Raw genomic sequence first — 18800 nt, 5'->3', positions numbered from 1 at the left:
AGCTTCCCAATTTAGATAGTTGAATCGGGAAGCTTTTTTAGTTACAATACATTATAACTAAAGAAATATATTGTGCGCTTATTAGATAATATTATTTACAATTTCAAGCACCTTATTAGCAATAATATCACCCTTTTGAATAACCTTTAAAATAGCTTCATTCTTATCAGTTGCACGACCAATTTCGGTTTCAAGACTATTTATAGTTTTTTCATCTACACCATTAGCTTTTAATTCTTTTATAACCTCTGTAAAAAGAGATTCTCCAAGCGCTTTCTTTTTGTCTGCAGCAGTTTTTATACAGGCTGCAATAGATGCTTCATTAGAAGCTTTTTCTAAATCATCTATATTAAATCCCATAATCATTTAATTTTATTAATTATACTATTTATTTTATCTTCATATTTATCATATTTATCAAATCCTTCAATTACATTATCAAACTGTTTATCAATTTTATCTAGTGACGATTGGGTAATAGAATCTAATTTTTCAGTGGAGACAATCTTATTAAGGTAACTTTTATATTCACTCTGTAAGTCTGAAGCTGATTTAACATTCCTCGTGATAATTGAATTCATCTTCAATGCCAGATCATATTGCTCGTTAAAATTCCTCAGAATAGTATCTTTCTCTGCATATATAGGACTTAATAAAGATTCTTTGTATGTTTTATATTCCTCCATACAAATTTGAGTCAAAGTTTGTATAAGTTCAAGCCTATATTCTAAACTATCGGTATTAACAGCTTCATTCCATGCTTCTTGTATAATAGGTTTTTGAAAATATTCTTCTAAATATTGTGGAAACCAAACATTATCTACATAATCTGTAATATTCTTTTCCTTCTCTTTATATACATTTTCAATGATACTATTATTTGCTTGTTTTAAAGCATCAAGTTGCTGTTCCAATAAAACTGACATTTCTACTGTTTGTTTCGGAATACTGACACAAGATGAAAAAAGAACTAAACTTGAAAAAAACAGTATTTTTACCATTGTACGACTCATAAAATCACAAATTTATATATTTAAAAATCTCATTCTACACATTTCTATATATTACAAAATCTATGCCAAATAAACTCCATATCAAAAAAATCTATCCTTCTGTAATAATATTAGTTTAACTGACGACATAGTATAACATGCAGATTATCTCATTAATTAACATATCAGAAGATAAGTGACCACTTAATTATATATCCATTTGAGAACAGAACAGCCGTGAATCATGATAAATTCACGGCTGTCTTGTTTCTATGGCATAAATAGTAATCTGTATTCTTCTTTTCTTCTCCTTTCTGCATCGATAATACGTGCCAGATATTCCGGTGTAATTTTCTTGATAAGTTTATCTGCATCTTTCAGTACCAACTGATTAATGTATCTGATTTCATATCCGAAGAGAGCATCAGCTTTAATTACTTGAACCATATCAATCAGATAATCTTTCGGTAACAACTTATTTTTAATCAGCATTTTTATTTTATCCAATGCTTTTAACTGTTCCTTATCATTCTTCTCCGTTACATCACTATGGAACAAAGACGCCTTTACTTTCTGATATACAGCATCAAAATCCGTACTCAAATCGACAGGTACCTCGCTCTTCTCCGCCTCGAAGAGTGCTATGGCCTCTTCTGCCGGAATCATTACAGGAACCGCTTTCGCATCGCCTATCTTAAACACAAAATCATTGCCCTTACGTCCAAACATCAATACACCCTTATTCGGTTTTATGACACTGCGGGCTGTCCTTGCACGGTGTGGCAACTCCATAGCCTTATTATATAAGGCTGTTCCTTTCAGACTATTCAGCAATTTACGATAAGGCGTGTCCCAGGATTCCTCCTCATTTCGGACAATCTCTTTGCGATAGCGTTCCTTAAAATAAGCCTGGAGGTCCTCATCCTTTGTAAGCGCCTTAGTATCCTCGCCCATTATGGCATGAATCATCGCCATTTTAAGGGTAGAAATCTCCTTTGTCCTCGTCTCAGCCTCACCCACATCTGTCGGGAAATAGTTGTATATGTAAAGCTGGTCAAAGACTTCTTTATTAATACGGTTGATACGGCCTATACGCTGAATGACACGTGTCGGGTTATAAGGTATATCATAATTGAATATAGTTCCTGCCCGATGTAAATTATAACCCTCGGATATTGCATCTGTCGCCACCAGGATTGAAAAATCATTTTGCTGTAATGATGACTTCAGACCGGCATCAAAGTCTGCACAAATACGTTCCTTATTGACTGGATTAGCATCAGCCGAAGTGTATTTCATGGCTGGTAGTCCGACCTTAACCAAAGCCTCACCTAAATAATTCACAGTATCTGCAAATTCAGAAAACACGATAATCTTACGGTTTGGCTCATTCTTCATCTGCTTTCTGACAATGCGTATGAATGACTCCAGCTTAGGATAAGACTTGACAATATTGTCCTTGCCGAACCACTGTTCCTGTAAATTCTTCAACAACCGGATGTCAGCTTTGACATCTTCCACGAAATCATCCTTTACATATTTCATGTCTATCTCAAAGAATCCCTTAGCTGAATACTTATCGAAAAGTTCCTGTATTTCCTCCATTCCGTCATCGCTTGTCTCATAAAAATCTTCGACATCCGGCAGATTTCCTTTTTTAAATACTGGTATCTTATGACGTTTCTCAATCCATTTTAGTATATGTTCAGAAGACTGAATCATATATCCTAATGAAGCACGGAACGCAGCGACCGAACTCTCAAATCTGGCTACCAGCAAATGGCGCATAAATTTTCCAATATTTGTCTGTCGTCCGAGTAGCAGATTAAACTTGACGCCGGTCTTATCTTCAAGTTCCTTAGCCAGTTTGTCTTTTGACTCTTCGCGTATATATAGTACCGGCGAATAACGGGCAGCCTTAAAACGGTAAACATCATCGCTGCTACCCTCTGATTTATTAATACTGTCGAGAGTGGTCGTATATAAATCTTTCAATTCACTCAAATCATATTCCAGTTCTTCAGGATCATTAGACATCACCAGCTGTATGTTCTGCTGTTTCAAATCATCGGCATATTCAGGTATACCTTGCAAATCAAGACGGGAACGACGCACAACCAACGGACTTATGATAGAGCGAATTTTTTTTTGCTATACCGTTTACTTCATCCTTTATTTCCTCATCTGTCTTTTTACCCGTTTTTTGTGCTTCACGCAGTACTTTATACTTATTAATCAGATCTTTAAACGACGCGCCTAAATTCTCAACCGTTTTAAGCGTCGAACGAGTAGGAATCTGAAACAATTTAATCAGAGCATATATATCCGCCGGCTGATTATTAAATGGTGTTGCTGTGAGCAACAACACTTTATTGCCAAAGCAAAGATTATGCAGCAAGGCATAGTCCTGAGTATATTCGTTGCGGAAACGATGCGCCTCGTCTATTATTATCAGGAACTGCTCATCATCTTTAACCAGTTCCTGATAATTGTAAAACCGCATCCTCTATCTTTCCGGCACTGAACACAGAAGCAGTAAAGCCGAATTCATCACGATAACCATCCCACTGCTTGTACAAATGCGAAGGACAAACTATGATGGTACGCAACTTTAAATTACGTGCGATGGTAGAGGCAATAATACTTTTACCCAATCCGACAACATCGGCAACAATAGCACCATCATGATTGTTCAACGCATTAATAGCCATCTGTACGGCATCGGTCTGATATTTTAAGTTTGAAAACTTACCCTCTGTTATGTCGTATGGAGTCAACAGATTGTCAGACGTAGGTATGTTGAAATATTCTTTAAGTACCCTGACATACATCAGATACGGAGAGTATATTTTATCATACCATATACGTGCCATCACTTTATTATTCCATTCATCCAGATTATCCTTAATTGCAACAACGACAGAACTTTCCCATAATATCATCGAAAAGTTTCTTGCCCTCTTCGTAATCCTGTTTATCATTAAACCGCGCGTTGAGTTCCAATCTGCCTTTCAATCCCTGATAAGAAAGGTTGCTTGAACCTGTGATTAAGACACCCGGTAACTCTCCTCCCTCGTTCATCAAATCGTTATAAGCAAAAAGATACATCTTGGAATGACACGGCTCAAGCGTCTTGCGAATCTCGAGTGACCCATCCAAAATCTTTCCGTAAAACATTTTGAATTGTTCGAGTTTTTCTGCTGTATCCAGAAAATCCGAGTCATTAAATAAGTGGACAAACTCTTTAAAGTATTCTTCTTTGAGAATATTACGAGATATGAATTCATTTCTTATGGCTTCAACTTCACGTATATGCTTGGATATATGCAAATCAATATCCAATCCAACCAATATCCTTATCTGTTTATCTCTTAATTTTTCAGACAGCTACATATAGCCGGAATAATAGAAATAGCCGACCAATATGTCCACGGCATCTGTCTTAGGCAAAATGCCATTAATAATATCGGACAAGAATTTTTCCTTATTTGTAATAAAACTACTACTCATTTTGTCAAACGTTTAACATGTTATCATAGATATCGGTTTTTCTTTTACTGCAAGCATCAATCAAATTTCCGTACGTTTTACTATATATGTTAAGTCACCTCTTAAATGAGAAGACTTATAACTTTAATGCAAATATAGGAAAATCCGGTGTAAAAATCTATCAAAATTTATTATTTTCCGTACATTATAACTCCACTGACACCATCTTTTCCATTCACGCATATATCTGTTCCCATGTCGCGCCATTACGTTTCTTTTACCGATAGAAAGACATCATTCATCACATTCACCCAATCCATCCACAGTAAATAAGAACCACAACCAGCCCTTACCTACTCTGCCACAACATGTATTCAGAAACAGCGAACACATCTGTTTCCTTACGAGAAAGAACAACTGTCAGGCATTTGCCGGCACACGTCCTTCCTGCACTACAATCTCTTTCAACCGTCTGTACACATAGATGAATGCCGGAACAAGGAACAAATTGGCGAACAGCCAGGCGGTAGGGTCACCAAGGCATACGCCCCAGAACTTCAATTCGGGTACGAGAATGAGGCTTACAAGCACACGGGCAATCATCTCGGACACGCCCGAGAACATTGCCAACCGTGTATAACCGGCGCCCTGGATGCTGTAACGCAGGATGCTCAACAGTCCGAGCAGGATGAAGCAAGAGGTGTTGATGTGCAGGAACAGCACCGTGTCTTTCATGATCTCAGTCTCATCCGGCGAGATGAACAGCAACGCGAACTTGTCCGCCAATCCCCACATGACGATGGCAATAGCCACGGAATAGATAACCATCATCAGCGCGGCTGACTTGATGCCCATCCATATACGGTCAGGCTTTCCTGCTCCATAGTTCTGTCCTGAATATGTAGCCATGGCCATTCCCAGACCATCCAACGGACACATAACGAACATCTTGATGCGCATGGCTGCGGTGAAGGCTGCCACACAAGCCGTTCCCAAAGCGTTGTTGGCACTCTGCAACATGATGCTGCCGATGGCGGTGATGGAAAACTGCAAGCCCATCGGCACGCCGACAGACAGGAGCTGACCGGCAATATCCTTACGGAAGATGCGGTCGTAAGGATCGGTTTTAAGTATGTCAAACTTACGATACATGTAGATGTAGCACAGCACGGCCGACACACCTTGCGAGAACACCGTGGCAATGGCAGCTCCTGCCACTCCCCACCCGAGCACAAGGATGCAGAATAAATCGAGTATGATGTTCATCACCGTGGAAAGAAACAGAAACCAGAACGGAGTCTTACTGTCGCCCAATGCACGTATTATGCAGGAAAGCAGATTATAGAAGAACGTGCACGGTATGCCGATAAATGTAATGAGCAGATAAATATAGGCACCGTCAAATATATTCTCCGGTGTCTGCATGGACCGAAGGATAAACCCGCAGAGCAGGCTTGTGACGACAGCCACAGCAACCGACATTACAGCCGCCAGTTTCAGACTGACGGCCACGTAACGTCTCAGCATCACATAATCGTGTGCCCCGAACTTCTGGGCTACCGGTATGCCGAAGCCTCCGCAACATCCGTTGCAGAATCCAAGTATAAGGAACACCACCGATGTGCTCGCGCCGACCGACGCAAGAGCGTTAATGCCGAGAAAACGTCCTACAATAGCTGCATCGACCAACGAGTATGTCTGCTGAAGTATGTTACCCAACAACAAAGGAAAAGTAAAATTCAGAATCAGCGGCAGAATCGGCCCTGATGTCATTTCTTTCGACTGTGCCATATATTCCTCTCTTGTTATCCTTAAAAAATAAAACGTGCAAAGGTACACTAAAGTTGTGAAACAGAAAAATGGCTGCGTTAAATAAGATAACGGAAGACACTTTCTTACCTTAAATTAACATATAAAGAACATATCTTACGCTTCAAAAAATAAATATGTTTTATATTGAACATCTATATGCATTCACACAAGCGGAATAATGTTTTTGAAGCAAAAATTATTCAAACAACGCAAATCTACTATTTATTTATGATTTGTTACTTATAAGTTCAGACCTAATATTACAATCGGACTAAAACCATGCCACAACACATATAACACTGTCTCCAAATCAGTTTTCTCCAGACACATATCAGATAATTATTAATCACTGTCACACATGAGACATTCATAATTAGTACTTTCGTCAACACCTAAAGCAACCTCACCTGGATAGGAAGGCATGCCCCGGTTGGCCTCAACATAACGAATATATAAACATTCTGAAAATGTCATTCCAATACCCTATTCCATCATATATACAAGATAGTATATTATTTATACTGACTTCAAATCTTATTTTCCATTATAAACTACGTTTTTCTCTTTATTTATTGTATTTTTGCATTCAACATTAGAATCAAAAACCATTTCTTTTATACGACCGGCATCGCATACAAAATGTGATAAAAATATACCACATTATTAGTTCAAGCAACCAATAAATTCAGAACCAAGATAAATACAGTAAGAAAATAGTCAATCCCCAAAAACTGATTTGGTAAATATTATGGTCTGTCTTTTTATTATAAATGCAACCAACACTTCACTGAAGTACCAATATGTAATGACGACAAACTATAAACATCATAAATTATGATATATAGTAAACCGCAAATACACAAAACAAATCCAAGCATAAATATTTATACACAATATAACTCATGTACCAATAATGAAATATCCGGAAATACATAATTGTGCAGAACTGACAGTTTTTGTTGATAAAATCGGTTTTTTACCATTATTATCATCCGGTATAGCAGGATGGTCAGCAGAAGATATTGTTGACGAAGACTGCCAATACGTAAAACTTCCGGATGGAGGATGGGAATGGCCGTTATGGGAATGGAAAAGTTCTGTCATCCAAGAAAGCGGCTGTGCTTATGGTAAATTCTTTAATAAAAAAGCAGGCTTTATCAGCAAAGACTGGTGGACTGATTTTTGCAATTGGCGACGCCACATCATACCTTATCCAACACAAGGAAGCATAGAGGAGGCTATACTGCTCACCCTTCATGAAAATTGCAGTATGATTACACGAGATTTACGTTCGGCCTGTGGATTCATAGGAAAAAACATGCGAAGTAGATTCGACACTTTTCTTACAAAACTGGAGATGGGAGGATATATTGTGACCGAAGATTTCATTTATCCTTACGACAAACACAACCATCGATACGGATGGGGATGGTCACTTCTCACTACCCCAGAAACTCTATTCGGGTACGACTCATGTCATACAGACATTAGCCCGGAAGAATCATACATGAAAATACTTTCACATTTCAAAAAAATGCTCCCTGAAGAATCCGAACAATCTTTAAAACAAATTATAGGATAAAAACAATATGCGAATACTCGGAAATTTATTATGGTGGTTATTCGGAGGACTCGAAGCCGCCTGTTGTTATTTTGCTGGAAGTTTAGCACTATGCATCACCATTATCGGTATACCATTCGCATTCCAGACATTCAAATTGGGACTACTGTGTCTTTGGCCGTTCGGTACAGAAGTTAGAAATACAGAAGTATCCCCGGGGTGTATCAATACCTTGCTCAATATTATATGGATTTTGTTTGGAGGCTTGGCAGCATGGCTTACACACATTGCTTTTGGTATTGTTTTATTCATTACCATAATTGGCATTCCTTTTGCAAGACAACATTTCAAAATGGCAAAGTTATCACTGCTCCCATTCGGCAAAGACGTTATTTTTAACATTTAAAACTTATTATTATGGAAACATTCAACGATGTTATATCAACGAACAAACCTGTCTTAGTAGACTTTTTTGCAACATGGTGTGGACCTTGCAAGATGATGCATCCGGTTCTTGAACTGTTGAAAGCCACTTACGGTGATAAGATACGTATAATAAAAATTGACATCGACAAAAATTCTGCTATTGCCAGCCAATATCAAATACAATCTGTCCCCACTCTAATTCTTTTCAAAAATGGCAACATCGTATGGCGTCAGAGTGGAGCAATGCCACTAAACGAACTTCAAAACATCATTGCGCAATTCCTCTAATTACATTAGCAACTAAAATATTCTTATATAGAGAATATATCTATAACTTTGTATACGAAGATATATAACATTAAAGACAATACAATTATGATTAAGATTTTCGTTATGGACACATGTCCTGATTGTACATTCATTAAAGAGCAAGTGTACGGCAACAACAAATACGAAGTAATTGACATTGGCAAGCATGTCCGCAATCTCAAAGAATTTTTACGCCTGCGCGACAAGAGTCCTGTTTTCGATGTCATGAAAAGAGTAGGTTCGGTCGGCATACCATGCTTCGTACTTGAAGACGGTACCGTAACATTCCGTCCTGAAAAAGCAGGCTTGCAGGCTCCCGACAAGATTAAAGGCAATTCATGCAATATAGACGGAACCGGATGTTGAAAAGATATATTCATAATCAATATCTTATCTTCTTAAAATAGAATAGAAAACATCTTATCTGTATTCAACATATCTGTTATTTTATATGGAAAAGGACCATACACATACCGGTACATACGGAAGCAATCAAAACCAGCATATAAGCCATCTGGAGAACGATATAACCTTCCGTAACGCCACTACGGCAGACATTCCGCAATTAAAGGATCTTTTCCGTGATACCGTGCTTACAATCAACATACGTGACTATACTCCGGAAGAAGTTGCCGACTGGGCCTCTTGTATCGACATACCCGGCCGTCTGGCAGAACAACTTGCAAATCTTTATTTCATAATTGCCGTCGATACCAGAGAAAATATTTTAGGGTTCTGTTCTATACGACATGACGGATACCTCCACTCAATATTTGTCCACAAAGATCATCAGAGAAAAGGCATCGCCTCTGCATTATTACTACATATTGAGAATTATGCAAAGAAAAACAACATCCACATAATCACTTCCGAAGTAAGTATCACCGCCCTTCCCTTTTTCAGACATCATGGCTATATCATAGAACAGAAACAACAAGTAAAGGCAAACAAATTGCGTATGACGAATTATAGGATGAAAAAAATACTATAAAAAAATGATAAGTGCTGTTCACAACTTTCAAGCCATGTGTTCAGCCGACTGCAAAACAGGCTCTACGAGGCAGCGAAACAGGCTTTTTGACGATGCGAAACAGCCTGTTTCAGGGCATGAAACAGGCTGTTTTACGACCTCATACAGGCTATTCTGTAACGCGACATTGACTTTTTGACAGCACACAGTAGTTTATCTGACAAAGAGACATATATAGAACCTGCGTTTTTTACTTTTACAGAAATATCGGTCTTACTTGTCCGCTCACAACTTATAATTTCTTACTACGCAATTAAAATCGTCCAATCATAAAAAACAGGGAAAATCTAAAAAGACATGGTTTACTTACGAAACAACTCCATTGAGCTCCATATCGTTCCATCCTCTAAACGGACAGATGAACTAATACATACTTTAATCAGACTATGGGAAGATTCTGTACGTGCAAGCCATCATTTTCTGAACGAACAGGACATCCTGCGCCTCGTCCCATTTGTCAATCAGGCCATACTCACTATTGATACATTGATTGTTTCATATAGCAACAACACACCTGTTGGTTTCATGGGTATTGAAGCGAGAAAAATAGAAATGCTGTTTGTTCTACCTACATATTTCGGTACTGGTATCGGAGGCCACCTCGTGCGTACAGCCATAAACCAACATCACGTAATATACGTTGATGTGAACGAACAAAACCAACATGCTACAGGCTTCTACCGCCATCTTGGCTTCCACACATTTGAACGTACAGAGACAGACGGACAAGGAAATCCCTTTCCAATACTTCGGATGTGTCTTGCAGAAGCAAGCCGACCGGATGTTTCTATATAATTTTTCCAGAAAACCACACATTACAAATATTCCATTCCTGAAGAGAAAACAGGAAACAGCCGCTGAACCATAAAACCACATACATCATATTTAATGACAACTACATAAAATAAAAGCCATTACTATTTTCCATCTTTATATCCATATAAATAAAATGGCAGAAAAATTTTGTCCTTAAATATTATTGCGTTAACTTTGCGGATGTACTCAAAAGGTGGTGCCCGACGACGTTCTATCGTCAGTGGCTGAGAAGATACACATTGCACCAGTACAGATAATGCTGACGCTGGGATTTTGGTAACATTTTATCTTTTATGCTTTAATGCGCTTGTACGCGTTCCATCTTAACGGTACATTATCAATATAATATTAAAAAGATGGAACAATATATTTCAGCTTTGACCATTGCGGGCTCAGATCCATCAGGAGGAGCCGGACTTCAGGCCGACTTGAAGACATTCTCGGCATTAGGTGTGTATGGTGCAACAGCCATTACAGCTATAACAGTACAAAACACAGTTGGTGTAAAATACGTACACAAACTTCCACCACAAGTAGTTTACGACCAGATAGAGACTGTAATGGAAGACATAAACATAGATGCCGTCAAGATAGGAATGGTTAACGATGCAGAATCGCTTGACGCTATTGTCAACGCCCTGACAAAGCATAAACCGGATTTTCTTGTCGTTGATCCTGTGATGGTGTCTACAAGCGGATGCACACTTATGCAGCCTGACGCATTGGAAATAATGAAAAGCCGTTTGCTTCCCATGGCAGACATTGTAACGCCAAACATACCTGAAGCCTGCGTTCTGGCAGGCAGACCGACAAACATTAATGGCGCATACACTCACAAAGATATTGACGGAATAGCTCAGACAATATTAGATCTCGGCGTAAAAGCTCTGCTTATAAAGGGCGGACATATTGAAGGCAAGACGAAAAACGATTGCCTGTATATTAAAAACGGTAATGACGTCATACGTACGTGCCTGTCGGCCGAAACAGTTGAAACCAACAATACACATGGTACAGGCTGTACTCTTTCTTCAGCTATTGCTGCATTTGCAGCCAGAGGCATGTCGCTTGAACAAGCTGTACATTCTGCCAAAAGCTATCTTACAGAAGCGCTGAAGGCCGGTGCTGACATACATGTAGGCAACGGATACGGCCCGGTAAATCATTTTTATCAACCCGTGGCTTGCCTAACGGTAAACAAAACACCAAGCCGTCCATGCACGACATCCGGAATAAAGGACTATGCTTTCTCGGGTTCTCCATCATGTCCACCACCTGTCAATATACAGTTCATAACCCATTTCACAGACAAATATTCTTATTTCGACTCGGCAATGATGGCTCTTGAAGGCGGTTGCAGGTGGATTCAGCTGCGCATGAAGGATGCCGACGAGAACAAAATAGAGAAAACGGCACTCAGACTAATACCTGAATGCAGACGCAGAGGTGCCATATTCATAATAGACGACCACGTAGAGCTGGCCTTGCGTATAGGAGCAGACGGCGTGCATCTCGGAAAAAACGACATGTCTATAGCCGATGCGCGCAAAATGACCGGTCCGGACTTCATCATAGGAGGCACAGCCAATACATTTGAAGACATACGGCGTATCGTCTCAGAAGGTGCCGACTACATAGGATGTGGTCCGTTCCGATTCACCACAACAAAAAAGAATCTTGCACCGATGCTGGGCACGGAAGGCTATAAAAACATACTTTCACAGATGAAAGAGGCCGGCTTCAGCATACCTTTGGTGGCTATAGGAGGCATTACATGCGACGACATACCTTGCCTTTTGTCAACGGGAGTATCAGGAATAGCCCTCAGCGGAAGCATACTACGCGCCGAAAGTCCTGTTGACGAAATGAAAAAAGTTATACGACAATTAAACAATAAAGAATAAACAACCGCAAATATGAAAACAGTAAAGTACAGGAAAACATTTTCCTATACTTTGCTTAAAACCATAAACTAATGGAGAATAACATAAAAATAACCTATCCCGGTTCAGAGAAAGTCTATCTTAAAGGACATCTCTATCCCGAAATCAACGTTGGAATGCGTGTCGTACACCAGATGCCGACAGTCTCTGTGGAGGACGGAAAGCGCGTTGAACGTAAGAATCCATCAATCTACATTTACGACACAAGCGGTCCTTACAGCGACCCGAACATAGAAACAGACGTCAAGAAAGGACTGCCTCGTATGCGTGAAGCGTGGATTATGACGCGTGGAGGTGTGGAACGTCTTAAAGAGATATCGTCTGAATACGGACGTATGCGCCGCGACGACCACTCGCTTGACAGCCTGCGCTTTGAACACATCACGCTGCCGTTGAGAGCCAAGAAAGGATGTCAGGTGAGCCAGATGTATTATGCCAAGCAGGGCATTGTGACTCCGGAAATGGAATATGTGGCCATACGCGAGAACATGAACTGTGCCGAGCTTGGCATAGACACGCACATAACTCCGGAGTTTGTGCGCGACGAGGTGGCCGCAGGACGTGCCGTCATACCGGCAAACATCAATCATCCAGAGTCAGAACCGATGATTATCGGACGCAACTTTCTTGTAAAGATCAACACCAACATAGGCAACTCCGCCACAACCTCAAGCATCGACGAAGAGGTGGAGAAAGCGGTATGGAGCTGCAAATGGGGCGGAGACACACTTATGGACCTGTCAACCGGAGCAAACATACACGAAACCCGCGAGTGGATAATACGCAACTGTCCGGTTCCGGTAGGCACTGTGCCCATGTATCAGGCCATGGAAAAGGTGAACGGTCACGCTGAAGACCTCACCTGGGAGCTGTTCCGCGACACGCTTATAGAACAGTGTGAGCAAGGAGTTGACTATTTCACCATCCATTGTGGAATACGTCTTCAGAACATACACCTTGCCGACAACCGCATGACCGGCATGGTGAGCCGTGGCGGAAGCATCATTTCAAAATGGTGTCAGATGCATCAGAAGGAAAGTTTCCTATACGAACATTTCGACGATATCTGCGACATCTGCGCACAATACGACGTTGCCATATCGCTCGGCGACGGTCTGCGTCCGGGCAGTATATACGATGCCAACGACCGTGCACAGTTTGCCGAACTTGACACGATGGGCGAACTGGTAGAGCGTGCGTGGGCTAAAAACGTACAGGCATTCATCGAAGGTCCGGGACATGTTCCCATGCACAAGATTCCGGAGAACATGCAGCGCCAGATAGAAAAATGTCATAATGCACCATTCTACACTCTCGGACCACTCGTTACCGACATTGCGCCCGGCTACGACCACATAACAAGCGCGATAGGTGCGGCACAGATAGGATGGCTCGGAACGGCCATGCTGTGCTATGTGACACCGAAAGAGCACCTTGCCCTGCCCGACCGCGACGATGTGCGCACAGGAGTGGTAACCTATAAACTGGCCGCGCATGCCGCCGACCTTGCAAAAATGCACCCCGGTGCTATTGTACGCGACAACGCATTGAGCAAGGCAAGATACGAATTCCGCTGGAAAGATCAGTTCAATCTGAGCCTCGATCCGGAACGCGCACTCGAATATTACAAGACGGCAAACCACGTAGGAGGAAAATACTGCACCATGTGCGGACCTAACTTCTGCGCAATGCGCATCAGTCAGACAATAAAAGATTGTGACGAAAACAACTGACAAAAGACATAAATCCAGAATTACCAATTTAATAACATAAACAAAAATGATAGAAAAAAACGTTTCACAAGGTATTATAAGTACCTACTTTGAGAAATTGGAAAGAAATCTCGACATTGATGTGGCAATAGTTGGCGGAGGTCCTTCCGGAATAGTTGCCGCCTATTATCTTGCGAAAGCCGGTCTGAAGGTTGCGCAGTTCGACCGCAAGCTGTCGCCGGGCGGTGGCATGTGGGGCGGCGCAATGATGTTCAATCAGATTGTCGTTCAGGAAGAGGCTATCGATATAGTAAAAGATTTTGATATAAATTATAAGCCATACGGCGACGGACTCTATGTCATGGATTCTGTAGAAAGCACCTCAGCACTGCTCTACAAGGCCGTACATGCCGGTGCAACAATCTTCAACTGCTATTCTGTTGAGGACGTTGTCTTCAAGAACAATGTCGTAAGCGGTGTCGTTGTAAACTGGACACCGGTGTTGCGCGAAGGTCTGCATGTAGATCCACTGAACATCATGGCAAAATGCGTGATTGACGGAACAGGCCACGACAGTGAGATGTGCAAGACTGTCGCACGCAAGAACGGCATACGCCTTGCCACCGACACGGGCGATGTCATAGGCGAACGCTCTCTGGATGTTGTCGCAGGAGAAGAGGAAGTGGTGAACGGAACAAAGGAAATATATCCGGGACTCTACGTCTGCGGTATGGCTGCCTCTGCCGTAAGCGGCACTCCACGCATGGGACCTATCTTCGGCGGAATGCTTATGTCCGGAAAGAAAGTGGCCGAACTTATCATCAACAAACTGAAATAATAACCAACAACTCCGGATACCGACAATATCGTTCGGCGTCCGGAGTTTTTCAAAACCAATACTTACAATACCCTGAAAATGCTTTGGATTGTAGTCACATCTCCTTCTTTCTTTACCGGTGAGGCATCATTCCTTCACCGTCTGATAGCCTGCGGCGTTGATTATATACACCTTCGCAAGCCCGGTACTACCGCAGACGACTGCTCAATACTGCTCGACCAGATGCCGGAAGAGGATTACAGGCACATAATAATACACAATTTCTTCGAGCTCGCCACAAAATACGGTCTGCACGGCATACACCTAAACGCACGCCGAAGCGACATCCCCACCAATTACCATGGCCACATCAGCCGTTCGTGCCACTCGCTGGAGGAAGTAGAAAAATACAAACCTGTCTGTGATTATGTATTTTTAAGTCCGATATTCGACAGCATATCCAAACAGGGATATTCGTCTGCATTTAACGATATTACATTAAAAAATGCAGCGGCCAGTGGTATAATAGACAAAAAAGTAATTGCTCTCGGCGGCGTAACACCGGATAAAATCGAATATCTCAAGTCGTTACATTTCGGTGGAGCAGCCATGTTGGGATGCGTGAATAATCTCGCCCACTTGCCGGAGAACGAACAGACAGATATGCTGATTAGGATTAAGAAAGAGATGACGGACAAAATTGAATAGGCAGAATCCGCATATTATTTTATATGTAACATTTATGTATGTTCACATTCCTTTATTACACATTCCCATATTTTGACACATCATCCGCGGCCATAGAATAATTATTATACCCAATACTATATGTTCTCGGTTCAGTAATCGTTTCTTCGTTATCTGTCCATTGTTCACACTGTCGGATAACAGTCTCAAGCGCATTTGCCGCTTCCTCCGGTGGATAATGATAATGTCTCAACAATCGCTTCACCATCTTGCGCATACCGGCTCTGGCCGATTCTTTCTTCTGCCAGTCTATCGTGCGATTCTTGCGGAGAGTCTCCGTCAATTCTTTTGTCATAGCCACCAGTTGTTCGTTGGAATACATGTCCAGAACAGCCTGTGGTCTTGTCAATGCATCATAGAATGATTTCTCTTCACCTGTCAGTCCCAGATCATTTCCCGCTGATTCCGAAGATGCTATTTCTTTCGCCAGTTTCAGAAGTTCCTGTATCACTTCTTCATTAGTGAGCAGTCCTTTCAGATAATTTGACAACGAACGGTTCAACAAGTCTGAGAATTTTTCAGCCTGCACTATATTTGTCCTCTGATATAACGATACGCGTTCGGCCAACAAACGTTTCAATAATTCAACGGCTATATTCTTTTCTTTCATCTTGGATATCTCTTCCAGGAATGCAGGATCAAACAAAGAAAACTCCGCCTTCACATCAGAGAAAAGATTTATCACTCCCTCGCTTTTCACACTTTGTTTAAGCATCTCGCCTATTCTTGCGTTTATCTCGCGTTTGCTTACCTTTCCTTTTCCAGTCATCCGCGAGAGCAACGTGCGCACTGTTTCAAAGAATGCGGCTTCATAGCGTTGCTGTCCATCCAGCAGACTACGGCACAGCGTAATGGAATTATGAAGCAACATGGCTTCTTTCAGGAATGTCTGCCTCTGTTCATGCTTGTCCGAAGCAAGGATGAAATTCACGCCTCCTTTTATTATCTGTGCACATTCAGCATCCGATGCCGTACGGAAACGGCTATAATCATAGCCATGAAACAGATTCTGACACACTTCCAGCTTTTCCTTGAATTTAAGCAAAGCTGTTTCCTTTATATCAGGATTTCCGAATTTACTGCGGTCACGCCGTGTATAGTCTCGCATTGCCTCCCTCAAGGCTTTGGCAATACCTATATAATCCACCACCAGTCCTCCTGCCTTGCCATTAAATACTCTGTTCACACGTGCAATAGCCTGCATCAGGTTGTGTCCGCTCATAGGTTTGTACACATACATCGTAGCCAATGACGGTACATCAAAACCCGTCAGCCACATATCCACCACAATGGCAATTTTCATCGGATCATCATTATCCTTAAATCGTTTGGCCAGTTCCTTTTTATATTGTTTGTTGCCTATAACGTCGTGCCATTCTTCCGGATCACTGTTACCAGCCGTCATCACCACCTTCACCTTCTCGTCCCACTCCGGACGCAGTTCCCGTATTTTATAATAAATGCGCATGGCGATAGTACGAGAGTAGGCCACAATCATCGCCTTGCCCGTCAGTTCATACTGACGATTCTCCTCATAATGTTTCAGAATGTCCCTGCACAAAGAGTCTATCGTTGCCGGCGCACCCAGAATTTCTTCCAGATGCGACATTTCCCTTTTGCTCTTCTCTATCTGCTCTTCCGTTGCACCTTCGTCAGCAAGCAGTTCGTATTCGTCGTCTATTGCCTTCAGTGTTGCTTCGTCCAGATTCAGATTTACCACACGCGACTCATAATACACAGGACACGTAGCACCGTCGGCCACAGCCTGTGTCATGTCGTACACATCTATATAATTTCCGAACACTTCCTCCGTGTCCCTGTCTTTCGTAGAGATAGGAGTACCGGTGAAACCTATGTAAGAAGCATTTGGCAGGCAGTCATGAATTATCCGGGCCGTACCTATAACTCTCTTTGCAACATCCTCGCCTTTCTCATTTTTCGTCATCCTTATCTTCTCTTCGAAGCCATATTGTCCGCGGTGAGCCTCATCAGTCATCACCACAATATTTCTTCTGAGTGAGAGCGGTTCAGCAGACTCCTCAAACTTCTGCATGGTAGTGAAAATGATACCGTTTGCCTCACGCCCTGCCAACAGAGCTTTCAGATCCTCACGGCTTTTGGCCTGTACAGGGACCTGCCTCAAAAAGTCCTGACACTTTGAGAACTGCGTATATAACTGGTCGTCAAGGTCGTTGCGGTCGGTTATCACGACAATGGTGGGTTGCGAAAGTTCTTCCTGAAGCAGATGCGCATAAAACACCATAGAGAGCGATTTGCCACTGCCCTGCGTATGCCAGAACACTCCGATTTTTCCATCATTACTCACCGCCATTCTTGTACGTCCGATAGCCTTCTTCACGGCAAAATACTGATGATACCCTGCCAATATCTTTGCCGAGCCACTTTCATCCTTCGAGAAACATACAAAGTTCTTAACAATATCCAGAAGACGTTCACGTTGGAATATTCCTTCAAAGAAAGTGTCATAATCGGCAAAATCCGTGCTTTCGTAATCTCCGTCCTTGGTTTTCCATTCCATGTAACGGTCTTCCTTGCTTGTAATGGTACCGGCCTTTGAACAAGCCATGTCACTCATCACACAGAACACATTATATACAAACAGCGACGGAATCTCCTTCATATAGTTGCGCAGTTGCAGATACGCTTCCGAGGCATCAGTCTCCTCACGCGACGGCGATTTCAGTTCCATAACAACAAGAGGCAATCCGTTTACAAAAGCAATGATGTCGGCTCTCTTTTCCGAAAACTCCACAAACGTCCATTGATTCACTATCTGGAAACAGTTGCGCTCCGTGTGCTTATAATCTATCAGATAAACTATGTCGTTGCGCTGCTCCTTGCCGTTGAAATATGAAACCTCTATACCATGCTGCAGATAATCCATGAACAATTCATTACGCTGTGTCAGACTTCCACTGTCAATGTTCTTCAACTTGGATATAGCTTCATTTATGGCAGCCTGCGGCTTTCCTCTGTTTATGTTACATAGGCTGTCTGTCAACTGTTCTTCATAGAACGGCACGTAATAATCGCGCTCTATATCCGGACCGTAAACATGCTGATAACCCATCTGCTCAAACAGAGCTATCAATGCTTTTTCATAATTATCTTCTGTGAATGACATG

General features: G+C 41.7%; 18 protein-coding genes and 1 pseudogene. 11 read left to right on the top strand and 8 right to left on the bottom strand.

All coding sequences use genetic code 11. The features are described from left to right. Positions 1-81: 81 nt before the first annotated feature. The 7 genes from WKT13_RS12875 to WKT13_RS12845 all read right to left on the bottom strand — a co-directional run bounded on the left by WKT13_RS12875 (position 82) and on the right by WKT13_RS12845 (position 6272). Positions 82-360 carry a hypothetical protein gene (locus WKT13_RS12875; protein WP_340324191.1) on the bottom strand — a complete coding sequence of 93 codons (279 nt, stop codon included), beginning with the start codon at positions 358-360 and terminating at the stop codon, positions 82-84. Positions 361-362: 2 nt separating this feature from the next. Continuing rightward, positions 363-1013 carry a hypothetical protein gene (locus WKT13_RS12870; protein ID WP_340324190.1) on the bottom strand — a complete coding sequence of 217 codons (651 nt, stop codon included), beginning with the start codon at positions 1011-1013 and terminating at the stop codon, positions 363-365. A 249-nt stretch (positions 1014-1262) separates the two neighbouring features. After that, a complete protein-coding gene (locus WKT13_RS12865) occupies positions 1263-3056 on the bottom strand; it encodes a helicase-related protein (protein WP_340324189.1) in 1794 nt (597 codons plus the stop codon). A 31-nt stretch (positions 3057-3087) separates the two neighbouring features. After that, positions 3088-3495, bottom strand: a complete 408-nt coding sequence (locus WKT13_RS12860) for an SNF2-related protein (protein ID WP_340324188.1) — start codon at positions 3493-3495, stop codon at positions 3088-3090. Then, positions 3464-3934 (bottom strand): hypothetical protein, encoded by a 471-nt coding sequence (locus tag WKT13_RS12855; RefSeq protein ID WP_340324187.1) that lies wholly within the window; start codon positions 3932-3934, stop codon positions 3464-3466. The genes WKT13_RS12860 and WKT13_RS12855 overlap by 32 nt, the downstream gene beginning before the upstream one ends. Then, positions 3897-4343, bottom strand: coding sequence for a phospholipase D-like domain-containing protein (locus WKT13_RS12850; RefSeq protein ID WP_340324186.1), 447 nt, complete (start codon positions 4341-4343; stop codon positions 3897-3899). Before WKT13_RS12850 ends, WKT13_RS12855 begins: the two co-directional genes overlap by 38 nt. A 558-nt stretch (positions 4344-4901) precedes the next feature. After that, positions 4902-6272, bottom strand: a complete 1371-nt coding sequence (locus tag WKT13_RS12845) for an MATE family efflux transporter (RefSeq protein WP_298621238.1) — start codon at positions 6270-6272, stop codon at positions 4902-4904. Positions 6273-7206: 934 nt separating this feature from the next. On the opposite strand from WKT13_RS12845, the gene WKT13_RS12840 reads away from it, so the two are divergent. The 11 genes and pseudogenes from WKT13_RS12840 to WKT13_RS12790 all read left to right on the top strand — a co-directional run bounded on the left by WKT13_RS12840 (position 7207) and on the right by WKT13_RS12790 (position 15615). Beyond that, entirely contained in the window at positions 7207-7875 is a 669-nt protein-coding gene (locus WKT13_RS12840; RefSeq protein ID WP_340324185.1) for an AlkZ-related protein, read from the top strand. A 7-nt stretch (positions 7876-7882) separates the two neighbouring features. Further along, a complete protein-coding gene (locus WKT13_RS12835) occupies positions 7883-8260 on the top strand; it encodes a YccF domain-containing protein (protein ID WP_298621233.1) in 378 nt (125 codons plus the stop codon). Positions 8261-8271: 11 nt separating this feature from the next. Next, positions 8272-8568 carry a thioredoxin gene (trxA, locus tag WKT13_RS12830; protein ID WP_340324184.1) on the top strand — a complete coding sequence of 99 codons (297 nt, stop codon included), beginning with the start codon at positions 8272-8274 and terminating at the stop codon, positions 8566-8568. Between the two features lie 87 nt (positions 8569-8655). After that, positions 8656-8955, top strand: a complete 300-nt coding sequence (locus WKT13_RS12825) for a glutaredoxin-related protein (RefSeq protein WP_298621227.1) — start codon at positions 8656-8658, stop codon at positions 8953-8955. Positions 8956-9040: 85 nt separating this feature from the next. Continuing rightward, a complete protein-coding gene (locus tag WKT13_RS12820; protein ID WP_340324183.1) occupies positions 9041-9580 on the top strand; it encodes a GNAT family N-acetyltransferase in 540 nt (179 codons plus the stop codon). Between the two features lie 336 nt (positions 9581-9916). Beyond that, positions 9917-10414 carry a GNAT family N-acetyltransferase gene (locus WKT13_RS12815; RefSeq protein ID WP_340324182.1) on the top strand — a complete coding sequence of 166 codons (498 nt, stop codon included), beginning with the start codon at positions 9917-9919 and terminating at the stop codon, positions 10412-10414. 377 nt (positions 10415-10791) lie between these two features. Continuing rightward, positions 10792-11592 (top strand): annotated as a pseudogene (gene thiD, locus WKT13_RS12810) (bifunctional hydroxymethylpyrimidine kinase/phosphomethylpyrimidine kinase); the annotation flags it as partial. A gap of 126 nt (positions 11593-11718) precedes the next feature. After that, entirely contained in the window at positions 11719-12339 is a 621-nt protein-coding gene (locus WKT13_RS12805; protein ID WP_340324192.1) for a thiamine phosphate synthase, read from the top strand. 71 nt (positions 12340-12410) lie between these two features. Next, on the top strand, positions 12411-14111 hold the full coding sequence (gene thiC, locus WKT13_RS12800) for a phosphomethylpyrimidine synthase ThiC (protein ID WP_340324181.1): 1701 nt from the start codon (positions 12411-12413) through the stop codon (positions 14109-14111). Positions 14112-14157: 46 nt separating this feature from the next. Beyond that, positions 14158-14928 (top strand): sulfide-dependent adenosine diphosphate thiazole synthase, encoded by a 771-nt coding sequence (locus tag WKT13_RS12795; RefSeq protein WP_298582098.1) that lies wholly within the window; start codon positions 14158-14160, stop codon positions 14926-14928. Positions 14929-15006: 78 nt separating this feature from the next. Further along, the gene (locus WKT13_RS12790; protein WP_340324180.1) at positions 15007-15615 is read left to right on the top strand and encodes a thiamine phosphate synthase; all 609 of its coding nucleotides are present in this window, start codon (positions 15007-15009) and stop codon (positions 15613-15615) included. A 55-nt stretch (positions 15616-15670) separates the two neighbouring features. On the opposite strand, the gene WKT13_RS12785 is transcribed toward WKT13_RS12790, so the two are convergent. Continuing rightward, a complete protein-coding gene (locus WKT13_RS12785) occupies positions 15671-18799 on the bottom strand; it encodes a type I restriction endonuclease subunit R (protein ID WP_340324179.1) in 3129 nt (1042 codons plus the stop codon). Position 18800: the final 1 nt, after the last annotated feature.

The organism is Prevotella sp. HCN-7019 (assembly GCF_037890215.1).
Lineage (GTDB): Bacteria > Bacteroidota > Bacteroidia > Bacteroidales > Bacteroidaceae > Prevotella.
This window is presented reverse-complemented; position numbering and strand designations above follow the sequence as displayed.